The sequence below is a fragment of the Variovorax sp. WDL1 genome (genome assembly GCF_001541225.1).
GTDB lineage: Bacteria > Pseudomonadota > Gammaproteobacteria > Burkholderiales > Burkholderiaceae_C > Variovorax.
Map to the genome: position 1 here is coordinate 1 of NZ_LMTS01000352.1, position 2,886 is coordinate 2,886.

A 2,886-nucleotide genomic window follows, 5' to 3' on the forward strand; every position below is an offset into this window, starting at 1 on the left:
GAGTAGCTGATCGCGGTCGGCGCAGCGCGCCACTTCGTCGTGCGGATTTCAGCGATCCCGGACACCCATTTCAGTTTGATCGCGGACAGAGTTTCAGCGTGATGGGGGACAGGCGCGACGAACGCGAGTGCCTGGCAATATCGTAGCTCAGGTGTCCGGCATCAGCGTGTTGTCCACGCTGGCGAGCATCGCCGGGGTGGTCAACACGCCGCCGAAGGCGATGGTTTTTCTTTCCTCAACCCGGCAGACTTGTCCACGGCGGCGGGCGTCGCTTGCGACGAACGCACGCCGCGGTGGGCAAGTCGTGTTCGGGGCGCGATCGCCGGGAGGCACTGTCGTGCGCGAAGCGGTGTTCATCGCACTTCGCTGCGACCATCGCTCTCGGTCTTGCGCAGCGACGGCCCCTTGAGCGCGATGCGGTGCGAGCGGTGCACGATGCGGTCCAGGATCGCATCGGCGATGGTAGGGTCGTCCAGCCACGCGTGCCACTTGTCGACTGTCATCTGGCTGGTGATCAGCGTTGCCTTCGTGCCCACTCGGTCGTCCAGCAGTTCGAGCAGGTCGCCGCGTTCGCCGGGCTCCATCGGAGCACCGGCGAAGTCGTCCAGCAGCAGGACGTCTACTCGGGCCAGCTGTGCCAGTCGACGGGCGAACCCGCCCTCGCCGTGCGCCACGCGCAGTTCCTGCATGAGGCGCGTGGTGCGGGCATACAGGACGCTGAAGCCGCAACGCGCGGCCTGTCGGGCCAAGGCGCACCCCAGCCAGGTTTTGCCCGTGCCAGTGGCCCCCGTCAGGAGAACTGTGCGGGAGTGTCGCACCCAGTCGCAGCCGGCCAGCGAGGTGACCAGATGGCGATCCAGGTTGCGCGAATCGCGCCAGATGATGTCCTCGATCGAGGCGCTGCTCACTTTGAGCTTGGCGGCCTTGAGCAGCCGGGTCAGGCGCTTGTCGTCACGCCAGTCCATCTCGCGCTGCACGAGCATGCTCAGACGCTCGTCGAAGCCGAGCGCGGCCGCCGCGCTGCTGATGGCCTGGTCGGCCAGCGCGGCCACCATGCCGTCCATGCGCAGCGTCTTGAGTTGGTCCAGAGTGTGGGAAGGGATCACAGGTTCTCCTTGAGTCGTAGTCGATCAGTGGTAGTAATCAGGGCCGCGCACGTTGTCGTGCAGCGGCAGCGAGGTCTGGGCCGGCTTGGTCGGCAAGGGCCGGCGATCTGTGCCGCTCGTGAGGATTGCGTTGACGCTGCGATAGGTCGGCGAACGGATCGCCATGGCCCGCGTGCAGGCGGCATCCAAGCGCTCGGGGCCGTACTGGCGCGCCAGGCGCTGCAGGCCCAAGCAAGCGCGGTAGCCTTGCTCCGGATGCGGCCGGTTCTCCATTTGCCAGCGCACGAGCGCGGCGCAGCCCACACCGATGCTCTCGCCCCAGGCGATCAGCTTGGCTGGCGTCCAGTCCCGGTGGGCACGGTGGGAGGCCGGCATATGCTCGGAGATGGTCGAGTGCTTCCCCTTCGCGGTGCTCACCGGGTGCACTGCCACGCGCTGCTGGCCGGCGAAGATCTCCAGCACGAAGCCGGTAATGCGCAGCTCCACCTTGGTTCGCACCAGACGGTGCGGGACGCTGTAGAAGTGACCGTCGAGATCGACGTGATAGTCGATGTTCACGCTCGCGGTCTTGAAGCGCACGATCGGCATGCGCGTGGGCGGCAGCGCCCGCAGCGCCGGTTGATCGAGCTTCTCGAAGGCCTCGCGCCGACAGCCAGGCAGCTTCTTGAAGGGGCGTTGGTTCAGATCGATCAGCAGCTCGGAGATGGCGCGGTTGAGCTCCCTCAAACTGAAGAAGCGTCGGTTGCGAAGACGCGCAAGAATCCATCTCTGAACGATTTGCACCGCAACCTCGACCTTCGGCTTGTCCCTCGGGTGAGCAGGCCGCGCTGGGAGCACTGCCACGCTGTAGTGGTCGCAGAATTCCTCGACCAAGCGGCCCACGCCAGGCTCATAGCGGTCGGGCCTTGCGATGACCGCGCGCGGCTGGTCGGGCACCACCAAGCGAACCACGCCGCCGATAAACTCCAGCGCATTGATGATTGAGCCAACCCAGTCGGGCGCCGTCTGCGTCATGGTGGCGCAGGCATAGGTGTAGCTGGAGGCGCCCAGTGCGGCCACGAAGATCTGTGCATCGCGGATCTCACCGGTGGCCGCGTCCACGATCGGCATGGTGTCGCCGGCGTAGTCGACGAAGAGCTTGTCGCCAGCGACATGGGTCTGGCGCATCGAACGCTTCAGGCTCATCGCCCAGGCGCGGTACTTGATGCAGAAGCTCGTGTACTTGTAGGCCATCGCATTGGCCTGGGCGTATTCCTCCCACAGCAACTGCAACGTGACACCGGGGCGCTTGAGCTCCTGATGAATGAGCGCGTAGTCGGGTTCGAGGTGGCGTGCCAAACGCGGCACCGCGGGTTGATACAGCCGCGCTTCGAGCTCCGCGTCGCTCAGCGTCTGGGCGACCGCCCAATCGACACCGGCAGCGCGCGCGTTGCGCACGATGTCCCCGATGGTCGTCTTGGCGATGCCCAGCACGCGCGAGCACTCGCGCAAGCTCAATTCAGATTCCAGATGAAGGCGTAGGGTTTGTCGTAGTTGTCGCATGGTGATCCTGGGTGTGGGCATCGCTGGTCCGAAAAAATCGGCCAGCATGCCCATCGCTCAGGTCACTCGCGCGCGCCTCGCCTGTCCGGCTTCAGGCTGAAACCCTGTCCGGGATCAGTCTGAAACGGTGTCCGCCATCCTCTGAAACACTGTCCGGGATCGTCTGAAATGGGTGTCCAGGATGCCGTGAAATACGCAGTCGCGCAGTTCACGTACCAGTGAGCGGCGCTGGTGCTCG

The 2,886-nt window shown here is 65.3% G+C and carries 3 protein-coding genes; all 3 read right to left on the reverse strand.

The window, feature by feature from the left end; genetic code table 11:
- Positions 1 to 147: 147 nt before the first annotated feature.
- Genes APY03_RS42255 through istA form a run of 3 tightly spaced genes read right to left on the reverse strand, consistent with a single transcriptional unit; the run spans position 148 to position 2,669 of the window.
- Entirely contained in the window at positions 148 to 357 is a 210-nt protein-coding gene (locus tag APY03_RS42255) for a hypothetical protein (RefSeq protein ID WP_146039577.1), read from the reverse strand.
- Positions 354 to 1,106: an IS21-like element helper ATPase IstB gene (gene istB / locus APY03_RS39900; protein WP_068686448.1), complete on the reverse strand. Its 753-nt coding sequence runs from the start codon at positions 1,104 to 1,106 to the stop codon at positions 354 to 356. The genes APY03_RS42255 and istB overlap by 4 nt, the downstream gene beginning before the upstream one ends.
- 24 nt (positions 1,107 to 1,130) lie before the next feature.
- Positions 1,131 to 2,669: an IS21 family transposase gene (gene istA / locus APY03_RS39905; RefSeq protein WP_068686450.1), complete on the reverse strand. Its 1,539-nt coding sequence runs from the start codon at positions 2,667 to 2,669 to the stop codon at positions 1,131 to 1,133.
- Positions 2,670 to 2,886 lie beyond the last annotated feature (217 nt).